The sequence below is a fragment of the Paraburkholderia sp. UYCP14C genome, from assembly GCF_004197395.1.
GTDB lineage: Bacteria > Pseudomonadota > Gammaproteobacteria > Burkholderiales > Burkholderiaceae > Paraburkholderia.
The window spans coordinates 27,949-53,169 of sequence record NZ_SELS01000014.1 but is presented as its reverse complement, the minus strand read 5'-3'; the positions used below and the strand labels follow the sequence as shown (position 1 = coordinate 53,169).

The window sequence follows — 25,221 nt, the reverse complement described above, 5'->3', positions numbered from 1 at the left end:
ATAACGTGGCAATTAAGGTAGCGGGTTATCGTCATCACGTCAGAACGCGATGCCGAGCGTGATATACGGCCGCACGCTGTTATTGCGGATGCCGTAAGCGAGATCGAGATTGACCGGGCCGACCGGGCTGCGCCAACGCGCGCCGACGCCGACGCCCGGATAGAAGATTTTCTCGCCCCAGGTATCGGTCGCGGTGCCGATGTCGAAGAACGTGGCCGCGCCCCAGTTGTGCGAGAACCAGTGCTGGTATTCGATCGAGCTCGTCACCAGGTATTTGGTCGGCAGGATCGAGCCGGCGACGTCATTACCGATGCTCTGGAAGCCGTAGCCGCGCACCGAATTCGAGCCGCCCGCGCGGAACAGCAGCGATGCCGGAACGCCGCTCGAGCTACCGCTCGTGAAGACGCCGCCGAGCTCCGCGCGGAACACCACGATGTCGTCGACGCCGATCGGGAAATACTGCTGACCGCGCGCGTAGCCGCGAATGAACGACTGGTCGGCGAGCACCCCCTTGACCGCGAAGCCCGCCTCGACGTGGACCAGGTTGCCGCGGCGCGGGAACAACGGGTCGTCGGTGTCGCGTCGCGTCCACGACCAGCCCGGCACCAACGCGTGCGCGCGGCTCGGCGGCGCCGCGTTCTGGTTGAGCTGGTCGTTGTAGAACAGCAGCGAGTAGCTGTAGTCGAGAAACTGCGACGTGCGCGAGCGCTGTATGCCGCCGCGAATGCTGTAGATGCGCGTGTCCGAGACGTCGGTGGTGGTGTACGACGCGAGCACGCTGTTGGTCCAGCCGCGCGGACCCGGCGGCATCGACAGCTGGACCTGCCCCCATTGCTGAATCTGGTCGGCGCGTCCCTCGATCGTGAACGGCCACGCCGCACCGAAGGTGTTCAGATAGGTGTAGCCGCCCTGCACGAGCGCGCCGTTGTCGGTCGAATAGCCGACGCCGCCGCGGAAGCTGTGATACGGAAACTCGGACACCTTCACATGCACGGGTGTGTCGAGCGGTTTGGTCGGGTCGTTGTCAAGGTCGATCGCGACGCTCGCGAAGTACGGCGTGTTCTGCAACTGCCGCTGCAGCTCGGCGACGGTGCGGGTGTCGTAGATGTCGCCCGGCGAGATCGGATTGACGTTATGGACGATGCGTTCCGGATAGCGCTGTGTGCCCTGCACGTCGAGTTGGCCCATCGTGAAGGTCGGCCCGCTGTCGTAGACCACCGACAGCTTCGCCGTGTGCGTGCGCGGATCGATCAGCGCCTCGGAGTGGTAGATCTTCGCGGCGAGATAGCGGCGCGATTGCAGCTCGCGCAGCGACGCGTTCTTCGCGTCGTCCCAGTCGCCCTGCGAGAACGGCTGGCCTTCGTGCAGCGAGAACGCGAAGCGCGTCGCGTTCTCGCGCGACGGGTCTTCGGTCAGCACCGCGCCGCGAAACGACAGATCGACCGACGTGACCTTGGTCTGCGCGCCCGGCTCGACGCGCACGGTGACCTGCCGCACGTTGTTGACGGTGCGCACGTCGGTGCTGACGAGCGGCGAGAAATAGCCCTGCGTCGCGGCGAGATCGCGCACCTGCTGCGGTGTCGCGGTGATCAGGAACGAGAACTGGTCGTCGGTGACGTCGGACCGCTTCGCGAAACGTGAGATATCGAGGTGCTGTTCGAGCAGCCGGCGCAGCGCGCGCGGCTCGGCAACCACCTCGACCTTGTAGCTCGGTGCCTTGCTGGCCGCGTGAGCCTCACCCACGGCGAGCAGCAACATCAGGAGGCCGAAGGCGAGCGACACGCGTAGCCAGCACCGCGCGAGCGCCTCGCGCTCACGCGCGCGCCCGTGCGTCTGGCCGGTCTCGCCGCGCCACGCACGCGGCTTGTCGATCGTACCTCCCGCCAAACAGGACCTCCGGCCTCAATGAGTGAATTCTGGCGCCCCGGCCGCGTTGCGCGATCGAGGCATGCTATTTGACCACAACGCGACCCTGATCGGCCCCTCTCATGCCCTCGGCGAAGCCCCACGCTACATCTCGAAAATGGGCGCCGCGCGGCGATTTTCGACCGCGCGCGACGCATGCGGTAAAATCGCGGACGACGGCGCCGTCCTCGCGGCACCGCGCAGCGGCCAGCCCGAGAGCCGCCACCTTACCCACCACGGACGTCGAGCCATGTATCAATCGGACATCACCCAGTTCCTGAACCAGCTCAAGCAACAGAAGCCCAGTCTGGAGGCCGAGCAACGCAAAGGCCGCGCACTGCTGTGGGACAAACAGCCGATCGATCTGGAAGAGCGCGCCGAGCAGAAAGCTTCGCGCGTGGAACAGACGCCTTACTCGTACTACCAGAACTTCTAAGCGCCCCAGTCACGCCGACGATGAGTCACGCCGACGAGGTACATGGTCCGCTTCACGGTCCGCTTCACGGCCCAGTCCACGGCCCGGTCCACGGCCCGGCACCGTCCGACACTGCGCTTTCCACGCCTGCCACCGACTCGACGCCCGACACGGTCGACGGCGTCGCTTTCGCGCGTCTGTACGGCGAGCCGCTATTCAAGCTGCCGAACGACCTGTACATCCCACCGGACGCGCTCGAGGTGTTCCTCGAGACTTTCGAGGGACCGCTCGACCTGCTGCTGTACCTGATCCGCAAGCAGAACTTCAACGTGCTCGACATCCCGATGGCGGATGTCACCGAGCAATATCTCGGCTACGTCGAACAACTGCGCAAGACCAATCTCGAACTCGCGTCCGAGTATCTGCTGATGGCCGCGATGCTGATCGAGATCAAGTCGCGCATGCTGCTGCCGGTGAAAAAAGCCGACACCGGCGAGGAAGCCGAAGACCCGCGCGCCGAACTGGTGCGCCGCCTGCTCGAATACGAGCAGATGAAGCTCGCCGCGCAACGCATCGACCAGTTGCCGCAGCTCGGGCGCGATTTCCTGCGCGCCGAGGTCTACATCGAGCAGAGCGTCACGCCGCGTTTCCCGGACGTGAACAGCGACGACCTGCGCGCCGCGTGGGCCGACGTGATCAAGCGCGCGAAGCTGGTTCAGCATCACAAGATTTCGCGCGAGGAGCTGTCGGTGCGCGAGCACATGAGCCTGATCCTGCGGCAGTTGCAGAACGCGCGCTTCATCGAGTTTTCCGATCTGTTCGACACGAGCCGCGGCGTGCCGGTCGTGGTCGTGAACTTCATCGCCGTGCTCGAGCTGTGCCGTGAATCGCTGGTCGAAATCACCCAGGCGGAACCGTTCGCGCCGATTTACGTGCGGCTCGCGTATCTGCCGGCTTGAGGGCCGGACCACCGGTTTCCGACGGCCTTACCACGGCCGGACCGTGGGAAAATCGCTACAAACTGCCTCAACGAAGCCTGGCGGGCGTCACCGGGAAGTCCGTGGCAACTGCACGGCGCGCCGCTCTAAACTGACGCCTCGTTTCGGTGCGTCCGCTGCCCAAATCCACTACAATCCGCGCTCCCAACCCGTCATTTGCCGGTGAAGCAATGGCCCGCGCGATTCCGCAGGTCTTGCGCCAACCGGATCGCGCGCCGCGCGAGCCTATCCCTGTCCGATCATGAAAGTCATCAGCTCGATCCATGAATTGCGCGACCAGTTGCGCGGCCAGAATCGCACGGCCTTTGTGCCGACGATGGGCAACCTGCACGAGGGTCATCTGTCGCTGATGCGCCTCGCGCGCCAGCACGGCGACCCGGTGGTGGCGAGCATCTTCGTCAACCGTCTGCAGTTTGGCCCGAACGAGGATTTCGACAAATACCCGCGCACGCTCGAAGCCGACATCGAGAAGCTGCAGAAGGAAGGCGTCTACGTGCTGTTCGCGCCGACCGAACGGGACATGTATCCGGAGCCGCAGGAGTATCGCGTGCATCCGCCGCACGATCTCGGCGACATCCTCGAGGGCGAATTCCGCCCCGGCTTCTTCCACGGCGTCTGTACCGTCGTGATGAAGCTGATGTCGTGCGTGCAGCCGCGCGTCGCGGTGTTCGGCAAGAAGGATTACCAGCAGCTGATGATCGTCCGCCAGATGTGCCACCAGTTCGCGCTGCCGACCGACATCGTCGCCGCCGAAACCGTGCGCGACACCGACGGCCTCGCGCTGAGCTCGCGCAACCGCTTTCTGTCGGCCGCCGAGCGCGCCGAGGCGCCGACGCTGGCCGCCGAACTCAATAGAGTGCGCGACGCCGTGCTCGCGGGCGAGCGCGACTTCGCGAAGCTCGAAGAGGCGGCCAAAGCTACGCTGGCGACACGCGGCTGGAATCCCGATTACATCGCGATCCGCAAGCGCTCGAACCTGATCGCGCCGGGCGCGCAGGACGCCGACGCACCGCTCGTCGTGCTGGCCGCCGCGAAGCTCGGCGCGACCCGGCTCATCGACAACCTCGAAATCTGACGCCGCAACCGCCCGCGCAAACACAGTTACACTGCGCAGTCACACAGGATTGGATTGATCATGCAACGCAATATGCTGAAGTCGAAGATTCACCGTGTCGCGGTCACGCACTGCGAGCTCCACTACGAGGGCTCGTGCGCGATCGACGAAGACCTGCTCGAAGCGGCGAACATCGTCGAAAACGAACGGATCGACATCTGGAACATCAACAACGGCGAGCGCTTCTCGACCTACGCGATCAAGGGCGAGCGCGGCAGCGGCATGATTTCGCTGAACGGCTCGGCCGCGCGTCGCGCGCAGCTCGGCGATCTGGTCATCATCGCGGCGTTCGCGGTGGTCGACGAGGCGGAGCTGAAGGCGGGCTGGAAGCCGGACCTCGTGTTCGTCGATGAAAACAACAAGATCAAGGGCAGCCGCGACCACGTGCCCACCCAAGCCTGGAACTGAGCGACGCCCGGCTCGACGCCTGACTGATGGCGGGCGGCCTCCGCCTCAGCCCTTCTTCCCCGTGCCGTTCGTCCAGTCGACGATCGGCTGCCACTGCTCCAGATCCTTCTCCACGCGGCTTTTCGCGACGTCCCACAGCGTCAGGCCGTGCGCCGCGAGCTGCACGTAGTTCTGCGTGTCGCGCAGAAAGCCCAGCACCGGCAGCTTCAATCCCTCGACGAAACGATGCAGCTGCTCGGCCGAGCGGGTGCGAGCATCGACGCGCATGCCGACCACGCCGACCTCGATCGCGCCCTTCCTGACCGCCTTTTCCTTCGCGAGCCGCTCGAGAAATTCCTGGGTCGCGAGAATATCGAACAGCGACGGCTGCAGCGGCACGATCACCTTGTCGGCGAGATCGAGCGCGATGTTCAGGCGATTGCCGTGCAGGCCCGCCGGCGTATCGACGACCGCGTGCTCGAGGCCCTTCGGCGGCTTGGCCGGCGTGTCGGGATTGACTTCCCAGCTCTCGATGGCCGGCAGCGTGTCGGGCCGCAACTCGAGCCACGCGTGCGCGGAGTGCTGCTTGTCGAGGTCGGCCAGCGCGACCCATTCGCCCGCCGCGGCGAAATAGCCGGCCAGATTGGTCGATAGCGTGCTCTTGCCCACGCCGCCCTTCGGATTCGCCACCACGATCACCGACATGAAATCTCCCGGAAAGAAGGCTGGCCAACGCCAGCCGGTTTGCCGCGCAATTGCACCGTTGCCGCCGGTCCACCATGACCGGCGCCGGCGGGCTCCAATCGCTGCCGTTCGAAGTGCGGTCTCCAGGTACGCCCACCGGTTCAGCCGTTGATAATATCGGCAAATCAGCGCGGCCGAAGCCCCCGCATCGCGAATCGGCCGCTCCAACCCGCCGTTTTTTTCCGACAAGGACCTGAATCTCATGAGCAAACTGCGCCCGGAATTTACCGTCGAACGCCTGCAGGAGCGCCAGAAGGGCAAGCTGCCGGACCTGCTGGGCCTGCGCGTGCTGAGCGTCGACGAGGGCACGCTGGTGGCCGAGCTGACCGTGCGCGAGGAGCTGCTCGCGCCGAACGGCTTCCTGCACGCGGCCACCGTGATCGGCCTCGCCGACACCGCCTGCGGCTACGCGTGCATCGCGCATCTGCCCGAAAACTCGCGCAACTTCACGACCATCGAGCTGAAGAGCAACTTCCTCGGCACCGCGACGCAGGGCACGATCCGCGCGGTCGCGAAGGGTGTGCACCTTGGGCGCAGCACGCAGGTCTGGGACGCGACGGTCACCGGTCCGGATGGCAAAACCATCGCGCTGTTTCGTTGCACGCAGATGGTGCTGTACTGAGCGCACCGCCCGTGCGGCAACTGCTTTCAAGCCGGTGAAATAATCCGGCGCAAAGCGTCACCCCAGCGCGGCGAACAGCCTGCGCATATCGACGTGCCCGGCGAGCGTATCGGCCAGCCGTTCCAGCGACGCCTCGCGCAACGCCGGATAGTCGAGCGCTTCGGCATCGCTCAAACCCGCCCACGCGAGTAGCGCCGCGCACGCGGCCGGCGTGTCGAACAGCCCGTGCACGTAGGTCGCGAGAATCTGGCCATCGGCGGACAACGCGCCGTCGGGACGGCCAGAGTCCGCATCACCCTGATGCGAGCCAGCACGCTCGAGTCGCAGCGCCGGCGTGTCCAATGCAGGTCCGCGCGTCTCGCCCATATGAATCTCGTAGCCGGCCACGTCCGGCGCGCCGGGCAGCGCGAGGCGCCCGCTCACGTTCTTCAGCGTCTTGTCGCGCGTGAGCACCGTCGCGAAGTCCAGCCAGCCGAAGCCCGCAAAGGTGCCGGGTGCGCCCTCGACGCCATGGGGATCGGCGATCTCGCGGCCCAGCATCTGCATGCCGCCGCAAATGCCGATCACCCGGCCGCCGTAGCGCAGATGCCGCGCGAGCACGTCGTCCCAGCCCTGCGCGCGCAGAAACGCGAGGTCGTCCGGCACGTTCTTCGAACCCGGCAGGATGATCAGATCGGCGGCCGGCGGCGGCGTGCCGGCGCGCACATAGTGAAAATCGACCTGCGGATGCGCGCGCAACGCGTCGAAGTCGGTGTGATTGCTGATGTGCGGCAGCACCGGCACGACCACCCGCAGCAGCCGGCGCGAAGCACCGCTCGCCGCCGCGCGCAGCTCGGGCGGCAGCATGTCCTCGGCGTCGAGCGTCAGGCCATGCAGATACGGCACGACGCCGAGCACCGGCTTGCCGGTCTTCGCTTCGAGCCAGTCGAGCCCGGGCTTCAGCAGGCCGATGTCGCCGCGAAAGCGGTTGATGATGAAACCACGCACGCGCGCCTGCTCGCTGTCGGACAGACACGCGAGCGTGCCCGTCAGATGCGCGAACACGCCGCCGCGATCGATGTCGGCGACCAGCACGACCGGGCAATCGACCGCCTCCGCGAAACCCATATTGGCGATGTCGCGCTCGCGCAGATTGATCTCGGCCGGACTGCCCGCGCCTTCGACGAAGATCGTGTCATACGCCGCGCGCAGCCGCGCATACGACTCCAGCACCGCCTCGAACGCCACCGGCTTGTAGTCGTGATACGCGCGCGCGTCGAGATTCATGCGCGCCTTGCCGTGGATGATCACCTGCGCGCCGCGATCGCTGGTCGGCTTCAGCAGCACCGGGTTCAGATCGGTGTGCGCGTCGATGCCCGCGGCGAGCGCCTGCAAGGCCTGCGCGCGGCCGATCTCGCCGCCGTCGACCGTCACCGCGCTGTTCAACGCCATGTTCTGCGGCTTGAACGGCGCGACCCGCGCGCCCGCGCGCCGCGCGAGCCGGCACAGTCCCGCGACCAGCGTGCTTTTGCCCGCGTCGGACGTGGTGCCCTGGATCATCAGCGTGCCGCGCGGCACGGGCAAAGCGTCGGAGGGAGTGGGCGTTCGGGTCACGGGGATGCGGGTGGAAGGTGGAGAGTGACGTTGCCATGCCGCGCGCAGCGAGCCGCGCCATGCGATGCAATCGAGCGGCATTATCCCATCGCGCCGGTACAATCACACGATGACTCCCCGCGACCTCACCTTCGTCCTCGGCGGCGCCCGCTCGGGCAAGAGCGCGCATGCCGAGCGGCTCGCCAGCGACAGCGCGCTGCCCGTCACCTACATCGCCACTGCCCGCATCACCGACGACGCCGAATTCAGCGCGCGCATCGCGCATCATCGCGAGCGGCGGCCCGCGCATTGGGGGCTCGTCGAAGCGGGCGACGACCTCGCGGGCGCGCTCGCGCAACACGACGCGCCGGGCCAGTGTCTGCTGATCGACTGCCTGACGCTGTGGCTCGCGAACCTGCTGTGCCCCGCCGACGGCACGGCGCCGCCGCTGTCGCACTACTACGAGCACGCCGCCGCGCTCGAAGCGGCGCTCGCCGGCGCGCGCGGCAAGATAATCGTCGTCAGCAACGAGATCGGCCTCGGCGTGGTGCCGCTCGGCGAAGCCACGCGTCTTTACGTCGACGAACTCGGACGCCTCAATCAGCGCATCGCCGCGTTGAGCAGCGCGGCCACGCTGATGGTCGCAGGATTGCCGCTCGCGCTGAAAAGCGCGAGCCGCGCGTGATGCCGCCGCTCACGATGCCGCTGATCGCGACGCTCGCGGTCGCGGGCGTCGCCGTCGATCGCTGGTTCGGCGAGCCGAGCCGCCGGCATCCGCTGGTCGGCTTCGGCAAGTTGGCAACCCGCCTCGAGGCACGCTTCAATCATGACCGGCGTCTGCGGCTCAAGGGCCTCGCCGCGTGGGCGCTCGCGGTGCTGCCGCCGGTGCTGATCGCGTGGTGGCTCGTCGCCGTGCTGCCGTTGTTCGCGGCCTGCGCGCTGCATGTCGCGCTGCTGTGGTTCGCGCTCGGCGCGCGCAGCCTGCGCGATCACATCGCGCCGATCGGGCATGCGCTTGGGCAACATGATCTCCCCGCCGCTCGCGAGTTGACCGCGCGGATCGTGTCGCGCGACACCTCGCAGTCCGACGAACCCGCGCTCGCGCGCGCCGCGGTCGAATCGGCGCTCGAAAACGGCAACGACGCGATCTTCGGCGCGCTGTTCTGGTTCGCGCTCGCAGGCGGCCCGGGCGCGCTCGGCTTTCGCCTCGCCAACACGCTCGACGCGATGTGGGGTTATCGTACGCCGCGCTATCTGCGCTTCGGCTGGGCCGCCGCGCGCATCGACGACGTGCTGAACTGGATTCCCGCCCGGCTGACCGCCACGAGCTACGCGCTGCTCGGCGACACGCTGGCCGCCTGGCGCTGTTGGCGCGAGCAGGCGCCGCGCTGGGACAGCCCGAACGCCGGCCCGGTGATGGCGTCCGGCGCCGGCAGCCTGAACGTGCTGATCGGCGGGCCGGCCGTGTATCACGGCACGCTCGAACATCGGCCCACGTTGGGCTTCGGTCATCCCGCCGAGGCGCGTCACGTGGGCGCCGCGTTGATGCTGGTCGAGCGCACGGTGATTCTCTGGCTGGCCGTGCTGATCGTGCTGGCCTTGTTGAGCGTGCCGTTTCATGGTTGAGCGCAACCACGCGCGTGAGGATGGGATGGGCGTATGACCGACCCGACACAACCGCGCGAGCACGCCGCAGGCGCGCCGATCACACACGGCGGCAACCTGCACGAAGCCGCGGCACGCTACGGCATTCCGTACGCGCAGTGGCTCGATCTGTCGACGGGCATCAATCCGCACGGCTATCCGGTGCCGCCGCTGCCCGCCGATGCGTGGCGCCGTTTGCCCGACGAAGGCGACGGCTTTGCCGGGCGTGCCGCGCGCTATTACGGCGCGCCCGATGCCGCGCACGTGCTGCCGGTCGCCGGCAGCCAGGCGGCGATTCGCGCGCTACCGGCGTTGCTGCCGCCCGCGACGGTCGGCATCGCGCCGCTGACCTACGGCGAGTACGCGCCCGCGTTCGCGCGCGCCGGACACGAGGTCGTGCCGTTCGACGCGCATCGCGACACGTTGCCCGCCGCGCTCATGCACGTCGCGATCGTCAACCCCGACAATCCGACCGCCACGCATCTCGATGCCGCCAGGCTGCTGCACTGGCACGCGCAGTTGCGCGAACGCGGCGGCACGCTGCTCGTCGACGAAGCGTTCGCCGATACGCTGCCGGCCGCGCGCGCCGCGTCGCTGGCGGCGCATACGCATCTTGTCGGGCTCGTCGTGTTGCGCTCGCCCGGCAAGTTCTTCGGGCTCGCGGGGGTGCGCGCGGGGTTCGTGCTGGGCGCGCCCGCATTGCTCGCCGCGTTGCGTGACAGGTTGGGCGCGTGGACCGTCAGCGGTCCCGCGCGTCATGCGGTGAGCGCCGCGTTCGCCGATGCCGCGTGGCAAACGCGGATGCGCGAGCGGCTGATCGACGAAAGCGCGCGGCTTGCCGGGCTGTTGCATGCGCACGGTTTCGGGACGCGCGGCACGCCGCTTTTCGCATGGACCGACGATGCGCGCGCCGCCGCACTGCATGAAGCGCTCGCGCGGCGCGGCGTGTGGACGCGACTCTTTCCGCCATCGCTTCGGGTGCCATCCGCCAGCGTGCGCTTCGGGCTGCCGGGCGACGCAGCCGAATGGAGCCGCTTCGAACAACAGTTGCAACAGGCGGTCCGCTCGCTCGATGCTGCACCGACCCGATAGCGCGACCAGCCGGCCGCGTGGAAGTGAAGCGACTTTGCGGCGCGTTCACGCATTCCGCTTCGCGAGCGTTATTCACGCTCTGTGCTCTGAACGCTTCAAGAACCGCCCTCACCCGATGACCCGCACCGCTCGCACCATCAGCCTTGCCGCGCACGCGCGCCGCCCGATCCGCTGGTTCAGCACCGCATCGCTCGCGCTGATCGCACTGTGCGCACAGATCGCGCACGCCGCGATCACCGTCACCGACGACACCGGCGCAACCGTAACGCTCGCCGCGCCCGCGCAGCGCGTGATCAGCCTCGCCCCGCACGTGACCGAATTGCTGTACGCGGCGGGCGGCGGCCCGAAGATGGTCGGCGCGGTGTCGTACAGCGACTATCCGCCCGAAGCGAAGCAGCTGCCGCGCGTCGGCGACAACAAGTCGCTCGACCTCGAACGCATCGTCGCGCTGAAGCCGGACCTCATCGTCGTGTGGCGGCATGGCAATGCGCAGCGTCAGCTCGAGCGCTTGCGCGAGCTGCATGTGCCGCTCTTTTTCAGCGAGCCGCGCCGTCTCGACGATATCGCCGTGTCGCTGACGAAGCTCGGCCGGCTGCTCGGCACCTCGGCGAGCGCGGACGCGGCGGCGGCCGCCTATCGCGACGATATCGCCCGTCTACGCGCGCAGTATGCGAACCGCCCCGCCGTCAGCGTGTTTTACCAGGTATGGGACCGGCCGCTGATGACGCTCAACGGCGAGCACATGATCAGCGACGTGATCACGCTATGCGGCGGCCGTAACGTCTTCGCGGACCTGCAGCCGCTGGTGCCGACCGTGTCGACCGAAGCGGTGCTGGCGGCGAATCCGCAGGCGATCGTCACCGCCGCGCCCGGCGCGACGCGGCCCGACACGACGCTGCCGCAACTCGACACATGGCGCGCGTGGCCGGGTCTCGCGGCCGTTGCGAACCACAATCTGTTCGCGATCGACGGCGATCTGATCAACCGTCCCGCCCCGCGCATTGCGCAAGGCGCGCGGCAACTGTGCGACGACCTCGAGCTGGCGCGCTCACGCACCAGACAGCCCGCGCCATGACGCGCCGCGTAATACGCCCCAAAAAAAAGATCAGTTCTCCAGATGACCACGCGGGTCACGCATTCCATCGCACCAGCGACCATTGCAGCGTCTCGTCGTCACGCCGCAACCAGACGATCCCCGTCATATCGAGCGACCATTGCAGGCAACGCGCGAACGGCACCTCCAGCACCCACGACGCGATCGCGCGCATCACGCCCGCGTGCGTGACCACGTAGGCGGGCGATAGCTCGCGCGTCAGCGCGAACGCATCGAACCACGCTCGCACGCGCGCGACGAATTGCGCGACGCTCTCACCGCCATGCGCGCGCGCATGTTCGAAATTGGCGGCCCAGTCGTCGAGCAGCGCGCGATCGATCGTGTCCCAGCGCTGCGCTTCCCAGTCGCCGAAATCCATTTCCTTCAGACGCTCGTCGTGGCTGACCACGCAGCCGAAGTCGTGCGCGATCTCGGCCGCGAGCGCGGCGCAGCGCGTGAGCGGGCTCGTGATCAGCACGCGTGGCGCCGGCACCTGCAAGTTCGCGAGCTTCAACGCCAACGCATTGGACGTAACCTCGGCATTTTCCGCCAACGCGACGTCGCTATGGCCGTAACAGATACCCGCATCGAGCGCGACAGCGGGATGGCGAATCAGGACGATATCCATGCAAGCCCCACCAGATAGATGCTCAATTCGAAGATCTGCTGCGCGAAGCCGAGGCAGTCGCCGGTATATCCGCCGATGCGTCTGACGAAATAACGGCCGATCGCGAAGCGCAGCGCGGATAGCACGAAACACGTAAGCGCGGCAAAACGCCAGTCGGGCGCACCAGGGCCGTTCGGCCACAGCAGCCACGGCAGCCCGAACAGCGCCGCGCACGACAGCGCCGGCCCGCTCAGACGCTGCGCAACCGGCTTCGCCTTGCCAGCGGCGCGCACGTAGTCGAGCGTGGCCAGATAACTGATCGCGCATGCGCGGCTCGCGCCGTGCGCCGCAATCATCAGGCTTGCGGCGCGCAGCGGCGGCAACGCCGCGAGCGTTTGCCACTTGATCGTCAAAGCAATCACGAGCGCGATGGCACCGAAAGCACCGATGCGCGAGTCTTGCATGATGCGCAACGCATCATCTCGCGTATAGGCGCCACCGAACGCATCGACACAATCGGCCAGACCGTCCTCGTGGAACGCGCCCGTCACCAGCAGCGACGCGGCCATCGACAGCAGCACCGCGACGCCCGCCGGAAACACGCGCAGCGCGGCCAGATAGACGAGCGCGCTGAAGCCGCCGACCAACGCGCCGACGAGCGGAAAATAGCGCGCCGCGGCGTTCAGATAATGCGGCTCGAAGCCGACCCAGCGCGGCACCGGCACGCGTGTGAAATAGCCGAGCGCCGTGAAGAAATAGCGAAGTTCCGCGAGCGGGTTCATGCGCGTGTCGAGTGCATGTTCACAGCGATACGGGCCGAGCTTCGCGTGATCGCGAAGCGTGTGCTCATGCGCGTCACGGTTCGCGATCCGCAACGCCCGCCGAATCGAAGCTGGCCATCTCGTTGACGAAACCCACCGCCGCGCGCAGCAGCGGCACCGCGAGCGCGGCGCCCGTGCCCTCGCCGAGCCGCATGTCGAGCGACAGCAGCGGCTGCGCGCCGAAATGATCGAGCATGCGCCGATGCCCGGCCTCGTTCGACGCATGCGCGAACACGCAGTACTCGCGCACGTCGGGCGACAACGCATCGGCGACCAGCAGCGCGGACGTCGCGATGAAGCCGTCGACGAGGATCGTCATGCGTGCCTCGGCGGCCGCCAGATACGCGCCCGCCATCATCGCGATCTCGAAGCCGCCGAAGGTCGCGAGCACGTCGAGCGGCGCGGATGCGTCGGCATGGCGCGCGAGCGCCGACGCGAGCACGTTGCGCTTCTTCGCGAGCCCGGCATTGTCCAGACCGGTGCCGCGGCCGACGCAATCGTCGATCGGCACGCCGCACAGGCGGCTCATCAGACACGCGGCCGCCGACGTGTTGGCGATGCCCATCTCGCCGAAGCCGATCACGTTGGTGCCAAGCGCCGCGTGATGACGCACGCGCGCGGCGCCCGCCTGCATCGCGGCGAGCGCTTCGGCGTGCGTCATCGCGGCTTCGTGCGCGAAGTTGCGCGTGCCGGGTCCGACCGGAATGTCGATGAGCCCGTCCGTGGACGGCAACGGCGTCGCGATACCCGCGTTGACCACTTCGAGTTCGAGACCCGCGACGCGACTGAGCGCGTTGATCGCCGCGCCGCCCGCGATGAAGTTCGCGACCATCTGCGCGGTCACCGCTTGCGGATACGGGCTCACGCCTTCGGCGGCGATACCGTGATCGCCCGCGAACACGATCATCGCGGGACGCTGCACGGTGGGACGCGTACTGCGCTGGATCAGGCCCATCTGGCGCGCGAGCGTTTCGAGCCGGCCGAGGCTGCCGGGCGGTTTGGTGCGCGTATCGATGATCCGTTGCAGCTCGGCGCGTAGCGTCTGATCGAGCGGCGCGACTTCGGGCAAACCGGCCGGGAGTGGGGTGCGAGTCATAGGTGTGATCGGAACAAGGTAAATGGTCGGGGTAAATAGTCAGCCTGACTGTCCGTTATGACCGGCAGGCGATTCGTGGCGCACGCGCGGCGCGGGAATCAGCGCCTCGTGCTCGCCGTCGCGAATCAGAATCAGCGGATAGCCGAACGCGCGGCTCGTCAACGCGGGCGTCAGCACCTCGCGCACCGGCCCCGCATGCGCGCCGCCGGCGCCGTCGAGCAGCAACGCGTGCGTCGCGAAGCGGCGCGCGAGGTTCAGGTCGTGGCACGAGAACAGCACACTGCGCGGTATCTTGCGTCCCGGCTCGCGCGTCCACTGAACGAGCGCTTCGAGACAATCGATCTGATGATGCAGGTCGAGATGCGACAACGGTTCGTCGAGCAGCAACAGCGGCGCGTCCTGGCACAGCACCGCCGCAAGCGCGACGCGCTGGCGCTCGCCGCCCGATAGCGACAGCACGTCGCGCGCGGCGAAGTCCGCGAGTCCGAGCCATTCGAGCGCCGCCTGCGCGGCCGCGAGATCTTCATCGCGCTCCCAGCCCCAGCCGCCCAGATGCGGGAAGCGGTTCAGCAGCACGATGTCGCGCACGCTCGCGTTGAACGCATCGGCCGCGCTTTGCGGCATCAGCGCGCGGCGCCGTGCGAGCGGCAGCGGCTGCCAGTCGGCCACGCGCACGCCATCGAGCTCGACATGGCCCGCCGCCGGATGCAACAGGCCCGCCAGCGTCGACAGCAAGGTCGTCTTGCCCGCACCGTTCGGCCCGGCGATACACCAGATTTCGCCCGCCTGGAAAGTGTGCGTGAACGCGTCGAGCAAGGTGCGTGCGCCGGCACGCAACGTCAGGCGTTGCGTGCTCAGCATGGCAGAGATGGGGTTGGGTTCGACTCGCATCATCGGCGGCGTTTGAGCAGCATCCACAGGAACACTGGCACGCCGACCAGCGATGTGATCACGCCGACCGGCAATTGCGCGGGCGCGATCACGGTGCGCGCGATCAGATCCGCGCCCATCACCGCGACACCGCCGCCGAGCGCGGCCGCCGGCAGCAGCATGCGCTGGTCGTTGCCGAACGCGAGCCGCAGCATGTGCGGCACGACGAGACCGACGAAGCCGATCGTGCCCGCGGTCGTCACCGCCGCGGCCGCCGCCAGCGACGCGACCAGGTACACGCGCAAGCGCAGCGGCATCACCGCGACGCCCAACGCCTGCGCGGCCGTGTCGCCGCGCAGCAGCACGTTCAGACGCGGCGCGGCCGGCACGATCGCGAACAGCGCGAGCGCGAGCGCGATCAGCGCGGTCCACGGCAGCGCGCCGCCGTTGAGGTCGCCGGTGAGCCAGAACAGCATGCCGCGCAGACGGCTGTCGGGTGCGAGATTGAGCAGCAGCGTGATCAGCGCGCCCCACCCGGCCGCGATCACCGCGCCGGTCAGCAGCAAACGCGGCGACGTGTCCTGCGGCTCGCCGCGCCACAGTTCGCGACGCGCGAGGCCGAGCACCAGCAGGATCGATACGAACGCACCCGCGAACGCGCTCGCATCGACGATCCACCATGCGCCGCCCGCGATCATCGCGACCAGCGCGAAGCTGGCCGCTCCGCCCGACACGCCGAGCACATACGGCTCGGCCAGCGGATTGCGCAGCAGCACCTGCAGCAGCGCGCCGGCCAGCGCGAGCAGCGCGCCGCACGCGAAGCCCGCGAGCGCGCGCGGCAAGCGCAACGTGCGCACGATTTCGCCGGCGAGATCGTCGCTGCCCGTGCCACCGAATGTGTGGGTCGGCACGAGCGCCGCAAGCACGCGCGACGGTGCGAGCGGCACGCTGCCGAGCACCAGCGACGCGCCGAGCAACGCGACGGCGGCGAGCGCGAGTCCGAGCCAGATCGCGGCCGCGCGTTTCGCATTCATCGGACGCGGGGTCTGCATCATGGCGGACAACGAACCGGACGCGCGACTCATCCGCGTGCGCTCACGCATGACGCCAATTCACCGCGCGCGTCATTGCTGCTGCCAGCCGAGCGTGAGATACGCACCGCGTCGCGGCGAGTTATACGAGTAGGCCGTTTCATAGTCCTTGTCGAACAGATTGTCGATTTGCGCGCTGACGTACCATGCCTTCGTGATGTTGTAGCGCGCCGACAGATTCACGATGCCATAACCGCCGAGGTTGCCGGTGCTGTCGGTGCGCGGTCCAACGACGAGCCACTCGCCGCCGACGCGCCATCCACCGATGCTGCGATTCGCGACGAACGACCCGAAGCGTCGCGCGCGCCTCACGAGGTCGGTGCCGTTGTCGAGATCGACCGGGTTCTGCAGCGTCAGCGTCGCGCGCACGTCGGTCTCGCCGACATGACCGCTCCACGATCCTTCGAGTCCCTGCACCTTCGCATGGCCGACGTTCTCCGCGAGGTAGATGCCGGGGATCGTCTGCACGTAGTCGATCAGATTCGTATAGCGCGTCTGGAATGCGTTCAGACGCATCACGCCGAGCGCATCGGTCGCGTACTGCAAGCCGGCTTCGACCGAATGACTGCGCTCGGGCTGGATCGACGGATTGCCGCTGATCGGATAGTACAGATCGTCGAAGCTCGGCGCGCGAAACGCATCCGAATAGCTTGCGGTTACCTTCCAGCGCGACGTGATGTCGAAACCGTAGCCGAGATAGTAACTGTTCGCTCCACCGAAATCGGAGTACTGGTCGCGTCGCACGTTGACCTGAATCTGGTTGCGGCCGAAGCGCGCGCTGTAGCCCGCGAAGACAGAATCGACGTGGCGGTCGGGCGCGGCGAACGTATCGGAGTCGAGCGTCTCGTCGAGATGCTCGTAGCCGACTTGCAGCTTCTGGTTCGCGGCGAGCGCGAAATCGTTCTGCCACGTGTACTGACGATTGTCGGTATCGAAGCGGCCGTTGTAGATGCCATTGGTGTTCGACACGCTGCGGTCGTCGCCCTGGGCGAGCGTGAAGTGCGTGGTCCACCAGTCGGTCAGCTTGCCGTTCGCGAACACCGACACCTGACGCACCTTGCTATAGAGGTTGTTCAGATCGGTCGGCACGCCGTACGCATTGTCGTAGCTGTTGTTGTTGTTCGTCTGGAAGTAGCTGACGCCGGCGTCCCACCTGTCGGTGAACTTGTGACGCAGCGACGCGCTGATGCTCTCGTTCAGATTGCCGTTCGCGTTCGGATTCGCGGCCGGCGCCTCGAGCGGATTGAGCGACGAGAAGCCGTCGTCCTTCGTGCGCGCGAGCGAGATGTTGAAGGTCGTGCGGCCGTCCTGATCGAGCGCGCCGTTCACGCCGGCCGTTTGCGTCTGCGTGTGATAGCTGCCATAGCCGACAGAAAAGTTGAAACGCGGCGGATGATCGCCGCCGTCTTTCGTGAACACCTGCACGACGCCGCCGATCGCGCCCGAGCCATACAACGCAGACACGTTGCCGTTCACTACTTCGACGTGATCGACCTGATCGAGTGGAATCTGCGCGAGTTGAGCGGAGCCGAGACTCACCGAATCGACGCGCACGCCGTCGATCAGCAGCAGCGATTGCGTCGACGACGCGCCGCGCAGAAACAGGCTGGTGGTCGAACCGGGGCCACCCGTGCGCGAGATTTGCACGCCGGGTGCGAGCAGCAGCAGGCCGGGCAGATCGGTCGCGGTCGTGTCGGCGATGTCCTGCTGATCGAACTGGGTAGTCTGCGGGATCGCATCGCGCAACGCTTGCGGTCCGCGCTGCGCGGTCACGACGATCGGCGACAACAGATCGCCCGACGCATCGGCTGACGGGGTATCGACGGCGTCGACAACGTTTGCGGCATTCGCCGTGCTTGCATCCGTAGCGGACGATGAAGATGCGGACGCGGGCTCGGCGCTTTGTGCATGCACGACGAGCGGCAGGCTCGCGAACGCGAGCAGCGTTGCGCGGGCGATGGGGGACAGCATGGGATGACATTCCTGTGGCTAGCATGCGCGGCCTGCTTCCCCGCGGGCCGACGCGTCACGAGGCGTCCCCCTGTTTAACGTTTTCGCGGGGGACGTCCCTCTTTTCTGGCCGGTATCCGGGCTACGACACATCGATCCCGCCTTCCCACGCGTGACGCGCAGTGGCACACTCGCACGTTGAACTTCCAACCTTGCGATCAGGACCGACCTGCATGAGCACATCACATGCGGTCGCTTACCGTTGCGGGGGCAGCGCAGGTTCGCGCATCCGGTTTGGCACCGCGCGCGCCCTGCTTCCCGTTTAACTGCACGCGCCGGAATGCGCGTGCGGGCACCAGAGTGCGGGAAGTTTAGGAGCGGCCTCGCGGGGCGTCAAGAAAGGTCAATCGGAGCGCAATCCGTTCTGTTGAATGCAGGTTATTGTCCGATGGATTGCCGGTTTTTTATCTTATGGTCGACGACACGACACGCAATGAACGTGCACGAAGCGATGCTGTTACGTCTCGAAACGAGACAATTGTCGGAACCTGTAATATTCCGCGCTAAAATGCGATGTCTTTAGAGGACGCAGCACATGCTCACCGAACTCGAATCACTCTCCCAGAACATCGGCAAGCTGATTGCGATCAGCCAGCGCCACAACGAAGCGCGGCTCGCGCTCGAAGAGCAACTCGCGCAAACGCGTGCCGAAGTACAAGCCACGCACGCGGAGCTCGCGCAATTGCGCGAAGAGCGCGACGCACTGCAGGCGGAACGCGACGCGCTGTCCGCCAAGATCGACGACGCTCAGGTGCGCCTGAATGCGATTCTCGAAAAATTGCCGCGCGCTCGCGCGAGCAGCGAACCGGATAACCAGCTCGATCTGCTCGGATCCGCCGAGCCCGAACACGAGGCAGCGGACAGCGACGTGAGCCGACACGGAGAAAGCGCATGACCACCAAGCAGATCGAAGTCTCGATTCTCGAAGTACCGTATCGTCTCGCCTGTTCGCCGGAAACCGAAGGCGCGCTGCTCGAGGCGGTCGCGCGCGTCGACGCGGAGATGAAGAAAATCCGCAGCGGCAGCAACGTGCGCGGTACCGATCGCATCGCGGTGATGGCTGCTTTGTCGCTGGCATCGGAACTGCTTAAGCTGCAAAGCAGCGTGCGGCACGGAGAAGCATTTCCTGCTGAAGAAATCCGGCGTACAATGCAGCAAATGAACGAACAGCTAGGTACTGTGATCGAGCAGTACAGCTTGCAGTAAGGAGTAGTGGGCTCAATAGCGGGCCGGTTTCGAACCGGTCAAGTGTTCAACGGTTTGAGTTGTAGCTTCATCGGTTTAGCTTCCCTGCCTGGTTCGCCAAGGTCATATATTCCTTGAACCAATGCCATGTGCACGGTTGCGGAAATTTGTAGCACGGGTGTGCGCGTCACTCTGTCTGATGTACCCGAAGTGTTGCTTACTGCGACCAATTCTGAACCCTCGGTTCAGGATGCCGGCCTAGCGGCTAAGGCGGGGACCTTATCTGGAACGGCGTCGGACTTCGGTTCGGCGCCGTTTTTCTTTGGTCGTCGTTTTTTCGTTTGAGCGCCTTTTTCAGGGGCTTTTTCGCACGCGCCGGCTGTTGCCGCGCGTCGTTCAATCTCACACGTTCACTCCGATTCATGCGCTACTGGCTGATGAAGTCCGAACCGGACGAAGCAAGCATCGACGACCTCGCCAACGCACCGCATCGCACCTTGCCGTGGACCGGCGTGCGCAACTATCAGGCGCGCAACTTCATGCGCGACGCGATGCAGGTCGGCGACGGCGTGCTCTTCTATCATTCGAGCTGTCCGGAGCCCGGCATCGCGGGCATTGCGGAGGTCTCGTCGAGCGCGTACCCGGACCCGACGCAGTTCGATAAAAAGAGTCCGTACTTCGACGCGAAATCGACCCAGGAAACGCCGCGCTGGTTGCTCGTCGACGTCGTGTTCAAGAAGAAAATCGCGCTGATTCCGCTTGCCGCGCTGCGTGAGCATGCCCAATTGCAGGACATGCGCGTGCTCGCCAAAGGCAACCGTCTGTCGATCACACCGGTGACCGACGCCGAATGGCGTTTCATAACTGAACGGCTCGTTTAAAGATGAATGCGCGGCGTGGCATCTGAAGTGATCGCGCCAGGGCATCTTTTCCGATGCGGCGGCGAAGCACTAATTGGGGAACCAAGCCGCGGTAAAACACGCCTAATCGGTCGACGAAAGCGTGAGCTCGAACCGACCGCTCGACGGCAACCCGATTCATTCGCCAGCGCATCCGTCAACCCGCTCGCCACCATCGCGCCAGCACGCGGTGCTCGCGTCGAACGTGCACAACCTGTTCAAACAAGGATTCCAGCCATGACGACAAAAACCGCACGGGCCCTAGCACTCGCGCTCGCCTTTGGCGCGCCTGTGGCACTCGCGCTGAACCCGGCGCCCGCTCGCGCGCAGACCATGATGCAGCAGCCTTCGGGCGTGCTGTCGCTGAATGCGCAGGCAAGCGCCGAAGTCCCGCAGGACGAAGTCGAAATCACACTGTTTTACGAGCAGGAAGCGAGCGAGCCGTCGGCGCTGACGTCGACGCTGAACGAACGCGCCGACGCCGCCTTGCAGAAAGCGCGCGGCGTCGCCGGCGTGACCGCGCGCTCTGGCGCGTTCTCGATCTTCCCGTCGACCGACCGCGACGGACGCATCTCGGCGTGGCGCGGCCGCACGGAAGTCGTGCTCCAGTCGCGCGACTTCGCCGCGGCATCGAAGCTCGCGGGACAGATGGCATCGATCATGCAGGTTGGCAACGTGCACTTCTCGCTGTCGCCGGAAGCGCAGCGCGCGGCCGAACAGAGGCTCAGCGGCGAGGCGATCAAGTCGTTTCGCGAGCAGGCCGCGTCGGCCTCGCAGGCGTTCGGCTTTAGCGGCTATTCGATTCGCGAGGTCAACGTGAATCACAGCGGCGTGATGCCGCGTCCGATGATGATGATGAGCGCACGCGCGATGGGCGCCGACGCGAAGGGCGCGCCGTTGCAGCTTGAAGGCGGCACGTCGACGGTGACGGTCAACGTATCGGGATCGGTGCAGATGAAGTAACGCGCAGGCGCGTACGCAAACGCCAGCTCAAACAGAAACGCCACGGCATCAAGCGATGCCGTGGCGTTTTTTCATGCAGCGCTCGCTACGCGAGCCGGGCGCCGCTCAGTTCGCGCCGACCGCCTGCGCCGGCTCGCGACGCCCACGGCGATACGCCCACACCATCAGGCCGATGCCCGCGAGGATCATCGGCAGCGACAGCCATTGACCCATCGACAGACCCATCGCGAGCAGGCCGAGGAAATCGTCCGGCTCACGCGCGAATTCGACCGTGAAGCGGGCGAGGCCGTAGCCGATCAGGAACATCGCGGAAATCGCGCCGAGCGGCTTCGGCTTGCGCGAGAAGAAGATCAGCACGAAGAACAGCGCCACGCCTTCGAGCGCGATCTCGTACAGCTCCGACGGATGCCGCGGCAGCATGTGATATTGCGCAAACACTTCGTTCAGATGCCATTGCGCGGCCAGTTGCGGATGCGCGGCGAGCCACGCGGCGTCGTCGGGCGCGGCGCCGGGAAACAGCATCGCCCACGGCGCGGACGGATCGGTCACGCGGCCCCACAACTCGCCGTTGATGAAGTTGCCGAGGCGCCCCGCCGCGAGGCCGGTGGGCACCATCGGCGCGACGAAGTCGGTGACCTGCAGCCACGAGCGCTTGCGCTGATACGCGAACAGCACCATCGCAAGCGTCACGCCGAGAAAGCCGCCGTGAAACGACATGCCGCCTTCCCACACCTTGAAGATGTCGAGCGGATGCGCGAAATAGAAGCTCGCCTTGTAGAACAGCACGTAGCCGAGCCGGCCGCCGAGGATCGTGCCCAGCACGCCGAAGAACAGCATGTCGTCGATATCCTTCGCGGTCCAGCCTTGCGCGGCGACGTACGGCAGCCGCAGCCGCAGCCGGGCGACGACGATCGCCGCGACGAACGCGACGAGGTACATCAAGCCATACCAGCGCACGGCGAGCGGCCCCAGATGGATGGCGACTGGGTCGAAATTGGGGTGAATGAGCATCGTGTAGTTATGGGCAGTTCAGGTTCGAAAGCAGTTTTTACAGCGGATCAAAGGCGATCACCAAAGGGCCATGAAGCGCAGCGGGCGCGCCGTGAGCACGAAGGCCCGGCTTTGACGCCGTCCCTCGCCGAGCGTTCGCATCATTTTTCACATCGCAGGCGACCTCACACCCGCGACGCCACGCTCGCCGCATGCGCGCGCACGATCTCGATGAAGCCCGCCAGCACCGGGCTGACCTCGTCGGTGCGCCAGACGAGGCCGGTCTCGATCGCGGGCACCGACTCGGACAGCGGCCGGTACACCACGCCGGTGCGCCGCAGGTTACGCAACGATTGCGGCACCAGTGCGACGCCCATGCCAGCGGACACGAGACTGACGATGGTCTGCATCTGGATGGCCTCCTGGCCGATCCGCGGCGCGAGGCCGGCGACGCCGTAGCAATCCATAATGATGTCATAAAAGCCTGGCGCGAGACGTCTTGGGAAGATCACGAGCGGCGCTTCGGCGAGATCGCGCAGGCTGACGGGCGTGTCGATCCATTCGGCGGCGGGGTCTTCACCAGTCTTGTTCAAGCTGCCCGGCAACCCTTGCGCCATCTCGCTCGACATCGCGATCACGAGCGGCTCGCGCGCGATCGGCAGCCACGACAGCCGCGCCGCATGCCGCGACGGCAGCGGCGCAATCACCAGACCCGCGTCGATACGCCCGGCCACCAGTTCCTCGACCTGCACGTCGCTGGTCGCCTCGGTCAGCTCCAGGCGCACGCGCGGATGCCGCGCGCCGAAATCGCGCAGCAGGAGCGGCAGCAGACCGTAATCCGCGGTCGACACGAACGCGAGCGACAACACGCCCGCCTCACCGCGCGCGAGGCTCTGCGCGAGCGGCCTCAAGCCTTCCGCGGCCGCGAGCAGCCGCTGCACCTCGGGCAGCAGATCGGCGCCGACCGCCGTCAGTTCGACCGAGCGCTTGGTGCGCGCGAACAGCTCGACACCGAGCGTCTCTTCGAGCGCGCGGATCGCCTGCGACAGCGGCGGCTGCGTCATCGACAAACGCGCGGCCGCGCGTCCGAAGTGCTTTTCCTCGGCGACGGTGACGAAATAGCGCAACTGGCGCAGATCGGGAATCGTCGGCAGCATGATTAATATATTTTGCGACCTAAACAGCCACGAATAATACACGCGACACGCGTCACGCAAAACCGCCTGTTTGCCCGGTCCCGCGGAACTACACTGAACGGATGCGCGCGCGGACGCCCGCCGCGCGCATCCGTCAGAACAGCCAGACTTGGAGCTCCCCATGGCCTACAACCGTCGTTCGAAGAACATCACGCAAGGCATCGCGCGTTCACCGAATCGCTCGATGTACTACGCGCTCGGCTACCAGAAGGAGGATTTCGACAAACCGATGATCGGCGTCGCCAACGGCCACTCGACGATCACGCCGTGCAACGCCGGCCTGCAACGACTCGCCGACGCGGCCGTCACCGCGATCAAGCGCGCCGACGCGAACCCTCAGACCTTCGGCACGCCGACGATCTCGGACGGGATGTCGATGGGCACCGAAGGCATGAAGTACTCGCTGGTGTCGCGCGAGGTGATCGCCGACTGCATCGAAACCTGCGTGCAGGGTCAATGGATGGACGGCGTGGTGGTGATCGGCGGCTGCGACAAGAACATGCCGGGCGGCATGATCGGGCTCGCGCGCATGAACGTGCCGGGCATCTACGTGTACGGCGGCACGATCCGCCCGGGCAACTGGAAGGGCACCGATCTGACGATCGTGTCGTCGTTCGAGGCGGTCGGCGAGTTCACGGCGGGCCGCATGTCGCAGGAGGATTTCGAGGGCATCGAGCGTAACGCGTGTCCGTCGACCGGTTCGTGCGGCGGCATGTACACGGCCAATACGATGAGCTCGTCGTTCGAGGCGCTCGGCATGTCGCTGATGTATTCGTCGACGATGGCCAATCCCGACCAGGAGAAGGTCGATTCGGCTGCCGAATCGGCACGCGTGCTCGTCGAAGCGGTCAAGCGGGATCTGAAGCCGCGCGACATCATCACAAAGAAATCGATCGAAAACGCGGTCGCGCTGATCATGGCGACGGGCGGCTCGACCAACGCGGTGCTGCACTATCTGGCGATCGCGCACGCAGCCGAGGTCGAATGGACGATCGAGGACTTCGAGCGCATGCGCAAGAAAGTGCCGGTGCTCTGCAATCTGAAACCGTCGGGCCAGTACGTCGCGACCGACCTGCACAAGGCTGGCGGCATCCCGCAGGTGCTGAAGATCCTGCTCGACGCTGGGCTTCTGCACGGCGATTGCATCACGATCACCGGCAAAACCATCGCCGAGGAGCTGAAGGACGTACCCGGCAAACCGCGCAGCGATCAGCAGGTGATCTTCCCGATCGATAAGGCGCTCTACGCGGAAGGCCACCTCGCGATCCTGAAGGGCAACCTCGCCGAAGACGGCGCGGTCGCCAAGATCACCGGGCTGAAGAACCCGGTCATCACGGGCCCGGCGCGCGTGTTCGACGACGAGCAGAGCGCGCTCGAAGCGATCCTCGCCGACAAGATCGTCGCCGGCGACGTCGTCGTGCTGCGCTATCTGGGCCCGAAGGGCGGCCCCGGCATGCCGGAGATGCTCGCGCCGACCTCGGCGATCATCGGCAAGGGGCTCGGTGAAACGGTCGGGCTCATCACCGACGGCCGCTTTTCGGGCGGCACGTGGGGCATGGTGGTCGGGCACGTCGCGCCGGAGGCGTTCGTCGGCGGCACCATCGCGCTCGTGCAGGAAGGCGATTCGATCACGATCGACGCGCACCGGCTGCTGCTGCAACTGAACATCGACGACGCCGAGCTGCAGCGCCGCCGCGCCGCGTGGCAGGCGCCGAAGCCGCGCTACACGCGCGGTGTGATGGCGAAGTATTTCGCGCTCGCGCAGTCGGCGAATCGGGGGGCGGTGACGGGGTAGTCACCGCGGGCGGCGACGCAAAAACCGCAATGGGGCGCACGAAAAACCGTGCGCCCCATTGCTCTTATAATGCGTGCACCACGAGCCGGGCATCTGCACTGGCGGAGACCAT

The 25,221-nt window shown here is 66.4% G+C and carries 25 protein-coding genes, 1 other RNA gene and 1 riboswitch; of the genes, 15 read left to right on the top strand and 11 right to left on the bottom strand.

The features are described 5' to 3' along the window. Window positions 1-39: 39 nt before the first annotated feature. Entirely contained in the window at window positions 40-1,887 is a 1,848-nt protein-coding gene (locus tag EVC45_RS15195) for an autotransporter assembly complex family protein (RefSeq protein WP_129958799.1), read from the bottom strand. 268 nt (window positions 1,888-2,155) lie between these two features. Between EVC45_RS15195 and EVC45_RS15190 the strand changes: the two genes are divergently transcribed. The 4 genes from EVC45_RS15190 to panD all read left to right on the top strand — a co-directional run bounded on the left by EVC45_RS15190 (window position 2,156) and on the right by panD (window position 4,840). Further along, window positions 2,156-2,341, top strand: a complete 186-nt coding sequence (locus EVC45_RS15190) for a DUF3460 family protein (protein WP_062126938.1) — start codon at window positions 2,156-2,158, stop codon at window positions 2,339-2,341. 20 nt (window positions 2,342-2,361) lie between these two features. Continuing rightward, window positions 2,362-3,279, top strand: a complete 918-nt coding sequence (locus EVC45_RS15185) for a ScpA family protein (RefSeq protein ID WP_129958798.1) — start codon at window positions 2,362-2,364, stop codon at window positions 3,277-3,279. 280 nt (window positions 3,280-3,559) lie between these two features. Continuing rightward, the gene (gene panC / locus EVC45_RS15180) at window positions 3,560-4,393 is read left to right on the top strand and encodes a pantoate--beta-alanine ligase (RefSeq protein WP_129958797.1); all 834 of its coding nucleotides are present in this window, start codon (window positions 3,560-3,562) and stop codon (window positions 4,391-4,393) included. 60 nt (window positions 4,394-4,453) lie between these two features. Then, window positions 4,454-4,840 carry an aspartate 1-decarboxylase gene (panD, locus tag EVC45_RS15175; RefSeq protein WP_008924033.1) on the top strand — a complete coding sequence of 129 codons (387 nt, stop codon included), beginning with the start codon at window positions 4,454-4,456 and terminating at the stop codon, window positions 4,838-4,840. Window positions 4,841-4,885: 45 nt separating this feature from the next. On the opposite strand, the gene EVC45_RS15170 is transcribed toward panD, so the two are convergent. After that, window positions 4,886-5,524, bottom strand: coding sequence for a ParA family protein (locus EVC45_RS15170; RefSeq protein ID WP_129958796.1), 639 nt, complete (start codon window positions 5,522-5,524; stop codon window positions 4,886-4,888). Window positions 5,525-5,765: 241 nt separating this feature from the next. Between EVC45_RS15170 and EVC45_RS15165 the strand changes: the two genes are divergently transcribed. Further along, a complete protein-coding gene (locus EVC45_RS15165) occupies window positions 5,766-6,185 on the top strand; it encodes a PaaI family thioesterase (protein WP_129958795.1) in 420 nt (139 codons plus the stop codon). A 57-nt stretch (window positions 6,186-6,242) separates the two neighbouring features. Here the strand turns inward: EVC45_RS15165 and EVC45_RS15160 are convergent, their stop codons facing one another. After that, entirely contained in the window at window positions 6,243-7,724 is a 1,482-nt protein-coding gene (locus tag EVC45_RS15160; protein ID WP_211193422.1) for a cobyric acid synthase, read from the bottom strand. A gap of 163 nt (window positions 7,725-7,887) precedes the next feature. Here EVC45_RS15160 and cobU point away from each other — a divergent pair, with 163 nt between their 5' ends. From cobU to EVC45_RS15140, 4 genes are all read left to right on the top strand, one after another. Next, window positions 7,888-8,442 carry a bifunctional adenosylcobinamide kinase/adenosylcobinamide-phosphate guanylyltransferase gene (cobU, locus tag EVC45_RS15155; RefSeq protein ID WP_129958794.1) on the top strand — a complete coding sequence of 185 codons (555 nt, stop codon included), beginning with the start codon at window positions 7,888-7,890 and terminating at the stop codon, window positions 8,440-8,442. Beyond that, window positions 8,442-9,383, top strand: a complete 942-nt coding sequence (cbiB, locus tag EVC45_RS15150) for an adenosylcobinamide-phosphate synthase CbiB (RefSeq protein WP_129958897.1) — start codon at window positions 8,442-8,444, stop codon at window positions 9,381-9,383. Before cobU ends, cbiB begins: the two co-directional genes overlap by 1 nt. Window positions 9,384-9,416: 33 nt before the next feature. Then, complete coding sequence (gene cobD / locus EVC45_RS15145) at window positions 9,417-10,493, top strand: threonine-phosphate decarboxylase CobD (RefSeq protein ID WP_129958793.1); 1,077 nt, start codon at window positions 9,417-9,419, stop codon at window positions 10,491-10,493. Window positions 10,494-10,608: 115 nt separating this feature from the next. Continuing rightward, window positions 10,609-11,568: a cobalamin-binding protein gene (locus EVC45_RS15140; RefSeq protein ID WP_129958792.1), complete on the top strand. Its 960-nt coding sequence runs from the start codon at window positions 10,609-10,611 to the stop codon at window positions 11,566-11,568. 55 nt (window positions 11,569-11,623) lie between these two features. Here EVC45_RS15140 and cobC read toward each other — a convergent pair whose 3' ends face one another. The 6 genes from cobC to EVC45_RS15110 form a co-directional block, all read right to left on the bottom strand. Next, window positions 11,624-12,214, bottom strand: coding sequence for an alpha-ribazole phosphatase (gene cobC, locus EVC45_RS15135; protein WP_129958791.1), 591 nt, complete (start codon window positions 12,212-12,214; stop codon window positions 11,624-11,626). Beyond that, window positions 12,199-12,975, bottom strand: a complete 777-nt coding sequence (locus tag EVC45_RS15130; protein ID WP_129958790.1) for an adenosylcobinamide-GDP ribazoletransferase — start codon at window positions 12,973-12,975, stop codon at window positions 12,199-12,201. Before EVC45_RS15130 ends, cobC begins: the two co-directional genes overlap by 16 nt. A gap of 73 nt (window positions 12,976-13,048) precedes the next feature. Further along, on the bottom strand, window positions 13,049-14,110 hold the full coding sequence (cobT, locus tag EVC45_RS15125) for a nicotinate-nucleotide--dimethylbenzimidazole phosphoribosyltransferase (RefSeq protein WP_129958789.1): 1,062 nt from the start codon (window positions 14,108-14,110) through the stop codon (window positions 13,049-13,051). A 39-nt stretch (window positions 14,111-14,149) separates the two neighbouring features. Then, window positions 14,150-14,971: an ABC transporter ATP-binding protein gene (locus EVC45_RS15120; protein ID WP_248295147.1), complete on the bottom strand. Its 822-nt coding sequence runs from the start codon at window positions 14,969-14,971 to the stop codon at window positions 14,150-14,152. A 29-nt stretch (window positions 14,972-15,000) separates the two neighbouring features. Continuing rightward, window positions 15,001-16,065, bottom strand: coding sequence for an iron ABC transporter permease (locus EVC45_RS15115; protein ID WP_129958788.1), 1,065 nt, complete (start codon window positions 16,063-16,065; stop codon window positions 15,001-15,003). A gap of 39 nt (window positions 16,066-16,104) precedes the next feature. Further along, window positions 16,105-18,042: a TonB-dependent receptor domain-containing protein gene (locus EVC45_RS15110; protein ID WP_129958787.1), complete on the bottom strand. Its 1,938-nt coding sequence runs from the start codon at window positions 18,040-18,042 to the stop codon at window positions 16,105-16,107. Between the two features lie 89 nt (window positions 18,043-18,131). Then, a riboswitch (cobalamin riboswitch) is annotated at window positions 18,132-18,396 on the bottom strand. Between the two features lie 220 nt (window positions 18,397-18,616). On the opposite strand from EVC45_RS15110, the gene EVC45_RS15105 reads away from it, so the two are divergent. From EVC45_RS15105 to EVC45_RS15085, 5 genes are all read left to right on the top strand, one after another. After that, a complete protein-coding gene (locus tag EVC45_RS15105) occupies window positions 18,617-18,976 on the top strand; it encodes an ATPase (protein WP_129958786.1) in 360 nt (119 codons plus the stop codon). After that, window positions 18,973-19,287, top strand: a complete 315-nt coding sequence (locus EVC45_RS15100; RefSeq protein ID WP_018419691.1) for a cell division protein ZapA — start codon at window positions 18,973-18,975, stop codon at window positions 19,285-19,287. Before EVC45_RS15105 ends, EVC45_RS15100 begins: the two co-directional genes overlap by 4 nt. A gap of 78 nt (window positions 19,288-19,365) precedes the next feature. Then, window positions 19,366-19,547: non-coding RNA, 6S RNA (ssrS, locus tag EVC45_RS15095), on the top strand. Between the two features lie 141 nt (window positions 19,548-19,688). Then, a complete protein-coding gene (locus EVC45_RS15090; protein ID WP_129958785.1) occupies window positions 19,689-20,147 on the top strand; it encodes an EVE domain-containing protein in 459 nt (152 codons plus the stop codon). A 255-nt stretch (window positions 20,148-20,402) separates the two neighbouring features. Continuing rightward, the gene (locus tag EVC45_RS15085; protein ID WP_129958784.1) at window positions 20,403-21,128 is read left to right on the top strand and encodes an SIMPL domain-containing protein; all 726 of its coding nucleotides are present in this window, start codon (window positions 20,403-20,405) and stop codon (window positions 21,126-21,128) included. A gap of 105 nt (window positions 21,129-21,233) precedes the next feature. Here the strand turns inward: EVC45_RS15085 and lgt are convergent, their stop codons facing one another. Then, entirely contained in the window at window positions 21,234-22,139 is a 906-nt protein-coding gene (lgt, locus tag EVC45_RS15080; protein WP_129958783.1) for a prolipoprotein diacylglyceryl transferase, read from the bottom strand. 164 nt (window positions 22,140-22,303) lie between these two features. Next, on the bottom strand, window positions 22,304-23,275 hold the full coding sequence (locus EVC45_RS15075) for a LysR family transcriptional regulator (RefSeq protein WP_129958782.1): 972 nt from the start codon (window positions 23,273-23,275) through the stop codon (window positions 22,304-22,306). A gap of 160 nt (window positions 23,276-23,435) precedes the next feature. Between EVC45_RS15075 and ilvD the strand changes: the two genes are divergently transcribed. Further along, on the top strand, window positions 23,436-25,109 hold the full coding sequence (gene ilvD, locus EVC45_RS15070; RefSeq protein ID WP_129958781.1) for a dihydroxy-acid dehydratase: 1,674 nt from the start codon (window positions 23,436-23,438) through the stop codon (window positions 25,107-25,109). The last annotated feature ends 112 nt before the right edge of the window (window positions 25,110-25,221 follow it).